This is a genomic window from Acidiphilium sp., from assembly GCF_049977125.1.
Taxonomy (GTDB): Bacteria; Pseudomonadota; Alphaproteobacteria; order Acetobacterales; family Acetobacteraceae; genus Acidiphilium.
Window position 1 is genome coordinate 1 of the sequence record NZ_JBMFGY010000176.1, and the last position, 4979, is coordinate 4979.

At 60.9% G+C, this 4979-nt stretch carries 4 protein-coding genes; all 4 read right to left on the reverse strand.

Going from position 1 to position 4979, the window contains the following annotated elements:
- Nucleotides 1–459 precede the first annotated feature (459 nt).
- On the reverse strand, nucleotides 460–1431 hold the full coding sequence (locus tag ACP5E6_RS16040; RefSeq protein WP_427955760.1) for an ExeA family protein: 972 nt from the start codon (nucleotides 1429–1431) through the stop codon (nucleotides 460–462).
- The gene (locus tag ACP5E6_RS16045; RefSeq protein ID WP_427955768.1) at nucleotides 1431–3077 is read right to left on the reverse strand and encodes an IS481 family transposase; all 1647 of its coding nucleotides are present in this window, start codon (nucleotides 3075–3077) and stop codon (nucleotides 1431–1433) included. The genes ACP5E6_RS16040 and ACP5E6_RS16045 overlap by 1 nt, the downstream gene beginning before the upstream one ends.
- Nucleotides 3078–3094: 17 nt before the next feature.
- Entirely contained in the window at nucleotides 3095–3790 is a 696-nt protein-coding gene (locus tag ACP5E6_RS16050; protein WP_427955763.1) for a recombinase family protein, read from the reverse strand.
- Between the two features lie 168 nt (nucleotides 3791–3958).
- Nucleotides 3959–4912, reverse strand: a complete 954-nt coding sequence (locus ACP5E6_RS16055; protein ID WP_427955765.1) for an ornithine cyclodeaminase family protein — start codon at nucleotides 4910–4912, stop codon at nucleotides 3959–3961.
- Nucleotides 4913–4979 lie beyond the last annotated feature (67 nt).

Here is a 4979-nt window from a genome sequence, read left to right on the forward strand (position 1 = left end):
TTATCAATATCCTAGAGCACTACATCCGATCCAATGGGATCGGAAAGTGCTCTAGGAGACCTGTGCGCGGGTGGTTGTGGACGACGTGTTTGATTGGCGATTCCGTGGGTTTTTCGCGCCTGAGAACTGGGGCTTGGCGCATCGGTTGATTGGTCTGGAGCGGGTTTTTTTGACGGGGCGGGCACGACCCGTATCGTCGTTTGACGAACTTTGAGAGCTGATCGATTGCCGCGCCATTTGGTCCGCTCTAGTCGGCCCGAAGTAACGAAACGCCCCGATTTGTAGCATAAGTGTAGCGGCGCGCAATGATAAACGGCCCGACGCGCAATAGAGGCCCTTTATCTGCGCAAATTAGCTGAGATTATCGCCCCTTTCTGATGCACATTATCTGAGACCGAACGCACGATCGATGAGACGGACGCGAGATCGTGGATTTCGACGCACGATGGGGGAGACTAGTCATGTCGGTAGGCCCGCGGCACGCATTTGGTCCATGAGTTCCTGGGAACGGCTTGGGTCCAACTCGCCTCGAAGCAGTTTGCGAATTTCGGCAGGCTTTGCATCGAATTGTTCGACCAGGCTGCGCAAGTCGTAGCCGTTGCGTGTCAACTGTGGCTCAAGATCGTCGATCTGGCGTGAAAGAACCGCCTCGACGATACCGGCATCGATCGGCTTGGCGCCGATCTCAAACCCGGCCTCGAATGCTCTCACCAGATGTTGCCCGATTTGCAGGGGCGTCTTGAGTTTGGCTGCGAGCAGTGTTGCCGCCTCGTCGGTGATCACCTCATCGGGTGCAACCTTCGCTTCGAGCGAGGCTTTCAGAACCCAGTCGATGTAGTCGCGCTGGCGATCACGCAGACCGCCGAATTCAAACACCGTGGTCCGATCGCCGATTTCCTCCATTTTCGGCCGGCGGAGATCGTTCTTGAGCTTGGGATGACCCATCAGAACGATCGATAATTGGCCGCCACCCTTGGTAACGAGTTCGATCAGGCGTTTCATCGCGGTCAGCGTCTTGGGATGAAGGTCATGGGCATCGTCGATGAACAGCGCGACCAGTTTCTTGGCTCGCCGAAACAATTCCTGCAGGTCGCGTTCACGACGCTCGGATTGGCTGGAAATCTTGACGGTCTTCTCCGGGGTCAGGTCGTAGAACAAAGCGGCCAGCAGCAGCGGAACGCTGATTTTCGCTTTGTCGACCGACAAGGAACGCGAGACGATGACCCGACCCTCGCGTTCAAGCTCGGCACGTAGCCGACGCGACAAAATCGTCTTGCCCGATCCGATGACGGCAGTGAGCGCGATCAGCCGGCCGCCCAAGATCGCAGCACGAATATCGCGCGACACCTGGGCGTGATGGTCGGTCTCAAAAAAACCTACATCGATCGGCGGGCGTGCCAAGCCGTAGTGCCGCATGACTTCCGTGAGCATCAGGCAGTGCCTCTTCTGCGCCCCTGCGGGAAGCGCTCGCGCACAACGGCAAGGATCTCGGGACGGGCCAGGGTGCGGGCCAGCAGCGCATCGATGAAGGCACGGTCGTCATCCGACAGCTTGGCCAGCGGGAGCCTGATCTGATCCGCGATCGTGCGCCTTGCGGCAATCGCGTTCGCAAAACGAAGTTCACGGAATGGATCGGGGTCACGAAAGGGACGGACGGGCACTTCGGCCGGCTTGGTGCCGATCATCAGAACGCCGTTCTCATCCGATAGCGCTGCGCGGGGGAGCACAAGTTTTCCTGCCAGTGTCCCGACCTGGTCGGCACGGACCTCATGGCGTGATTTGCGATGCTTGCGGTAGCGGTGCAGCGGAATCGGGCCCCCGATCGGCAGAAACGGCCCTCGCCGTTCCTCGCCGTGCTCGACCCATAGTTCCTGATCAAACAATCCCCACCAAAGGACGACCGTCTTGCCAGCAAATTCGGCGTCGACCTCATAGGTAACGCCGGCCACGGTTAGACGGCAATCGATACCGACGAGGCGCCGTTCCGGTTCACGCGCAAAGGCGCAGAACCGATCCCAAGAGCACATCTCCTGCACACCGTTCTGCGGCAGATGCGCCAGCCAGTCATCGAGGCGGGAATGTGGTTCAGACCTGTGGTTGCCACGGTTATATGTCGCGATGAAGCGGGCCAGCCATTGGTTCGCCTCGGCTTCGGTCTCGGGTTGGTTGAAATGGTAGAGCGTTTCGTGGGCTTCCTTGACGGTGCGGAACGGCCGCTTGACCTTGCCCTTGGCGCGCGCCGTCGTCCGCCGACTATCCGAGCCGGCCGGCATGTGGGTCAGAACCTCGATGCCAAGGCTTTCCATGACTCGCTTGAATACCGCCGACTTCGCCACAGGCCCATTATCGAGATAGATCGCGGTCGGAATGCCTTGGAACGGGCTGCCATCGTCCGCGGCAGCCGGCTTGGGCGTCATGGCATTGAACAGGAAGCGCAGCGCTGTCTCGACATCCTCGCCGTAGACGCAACGATACTCCGAGTAGGCAACGCCTGATCGGTCATCGACGACCGAGAACAGCATCAAGGTTGGCGCACCGTGCCGGTCCGGATCGATCCATGGCGGAGCTTTCAGATGTTTCAGGTCTGACGGGCTCATATCGAAGTGCCAGAGCGCATTTGATGTCTCGGCCTGGAAACGGACGGCAGGCGGTTGACGGATCATTCGCTCGTGATCGTAACCAAGGCGGCGCAGGTGCCGGTTGATCGTCGATGCAGTCAGCCTGCCAGGAGTCAGTTTCTGAAACCCATAAGGCGTGTCGACCCCATGCTCCACAAGTAGTTGAAGGGTGCGCACCGTGGACAGGTGGCGCCCCTTCTTGTTGGTGGTCCTGACCTTCATCGCGGCGACGATTTCGCACCAGCGCTCGATCTCGGCCGCCGGCATCGACCGCGGCCGGCCGCGGTCGGAGCGGTGCGTATCCCTGGGACGGCGGTCGCCGCGCAGTAGGCGATATAACGTGGCTCGGCTCACCGCATAGAGTTGGGCGGTGGACTTCATGAGGGTATCGCGTTCCGGGTGGCGCGCCGGCAATGCCGCCAAGCGGCGACGCAGGGTTGCGATCGCTTCGCCCGGCACAGCGACACCCGCTGGCATCAGGCGCCGGTACTTGCGTATGAGCGACGCCGTGGAATTTGGGGCGGCCGGGATCGCGTCTTCATCGCCGTGGCGGGCCGGTGCGCCCCGTCGAGCACCGCTTGGCCGGCAGCCTTCGGGGTTCCGTCGCCGTTGACGTAGGCGTAGAGCGTGGTGGTGGTCAGGCCGAGCCGCGCGGCCACTTCGGTGGCAACTGCCTTCCGGTCCGCCATCGCCGACATCGCCATCACCAAGGTGGCCCGATCCATCTTGCGGGGCCGCCCGCCCATCCGACCGCGGGCTCGCGCGGCGGCCAAGCCAGCCATGGTGCGTTCGGCGATCAACTCGCGCTCGAACTCTGCGAAGGCGGCAAAGATGCCGAAGGCCAAACGCCCATTGGCGGTCGTTGTATCGATCTGCGCGCCGGCGCCGGCCAGCACCTTCAGGCCGACGCCCCGGTTGCGTAGATCTTCGACCGTGTTGACCAGGTGGCGCAGATCGCGACCGAGCCGGTCGAGCTTCCAGAGAACGAGGGTGTTGCCCGGTTGGATCGTCTTGAGACAAGCAACAAGGCCGGGCCGGTCATCGCGGCGACCTGACGCTAGATCCTCATAGATACGGACGGGATCGACGCCAGCGGCCAGCAATGCGTCCCGCTGCGGCGCGAGAGTTTGGGTTCCGTCCGACTTGGAGACGCGGACATAGCCGATCAGCATTGCCGCACCCGAACACCCTCAGAAAAGATAATTTTTAGCCTACAAGCTTGCGGTAATTTCAGCAATGAGTTTTCTTGCGGATAGTGGCAACCATTCGTCAGCGCGGCGTGACCGCAAGGAAACCGCTCGTTTTCCTTGTAAGTCGTTGCGGCGCGATGCCAGTCGTGTCTAACCGTGCTGCTTCGACATCCGATGGCGCTCCAAAACATGAGCCGCTGCAAGAATCTCAGTGCCTGCCAGGCCGGCAGAGCAGAACAGGCTGATGTCGTTCTCTGTACGCGAAGCAACGCCGTTGTTCTTGATTAACCCAGCTAATTCCTGAAGCTTGGTCCACACGGGTTTATCGCTCAAAAAATATGGCTCAGGGTAGGCATTCACCTGCTCTACCAAGTCAGTGGCGATGAGCGTGACCCGCGCAGCGATGTCGAAGGGAAGCTCGTGTGCGCGAAGTGTCTTCGGACCGACTGTGTTCACATGCGTCCCCGGCGCGAGCCACGCCGTGTCGAGGATCGGCGTGCGGGAATTGGTCGCGCAGAGCACTATGTCGACACCTTCGACAGCCTCTCGTGTGGTGTCCGTTGCCCAAACGTGGAGTTTTGTCTCGGCAGCAAGCTCATCAGCAAATTGCCTTCTACGCTCCGCTGTACGGCCGTACACGCGCACTTCGGAGAGGGTTCGGCAGGCTGCTACCGCGAGCAGTTGGGTTCGAGCCTGTCGACCAGTGCCGATGACCGCGCAGGTCGTCGCGTCCGGACGGCTCATGTGTTTGACTGCCACCCCGCCGAGAGCCCCAGTACGCCACTCGCCGAGCGAGTCGCCCAGGACCAGTCCCACCAATGCGCTGCGGCTGCTGTCCCAAACGGCGACAATCTGCTCATCTTCAGCACCGCTCGTTTTAAACGTATCGTAGGCTCGGAAGCCGGCAAGCGAGCGACCCTGATGGTGCAAACCACCAATTGTGAACACCAGTCTGCCGTACGGGTCGAAGGCGACAGCATGGCGCGGTGGCGTTACAGCACTTCCAGCGGAGTAGGCATGGAGGAACTCCTCCATCGGCGGAACCAACTCGTCCATATCGAGCAGCGGCAGGACCTCACTGTCGGTGAGTATCGGGATCGGCATCGGATTATCCACTAGCGATCTCGCATGGCGGACTTGCCGTCGTCATTTCGCTTGAAGGGGTATCGCT

What these genes read in the sequence shown, in the direction of transcription:
- ACP5E6_RS16055 (WP_427955765.1), bottom strand. Translation starts at nt 4,912, where the DNA reads ATGCCGATCCCGATACTCACCGACAGTGAGGTCCTGCCGCTGCTCGAT.
- ACP5E6_RS16050 (WP_427955763.1), bottom strand. Translation starts at nt 3,790, where the DNA reads ATGCTGATCGGCTATGTCCGCGTCTCCAAGTCGGACGGAACCCAAACT.
- ACP5E6_RS16040 (WP_427955760.1), bottom strand. Translation starts at nt 1,431, where the DNA reads ATGCTCACGGAAGTCATGCGGCACTACGGCTTGGCACGCCCGCCGATC.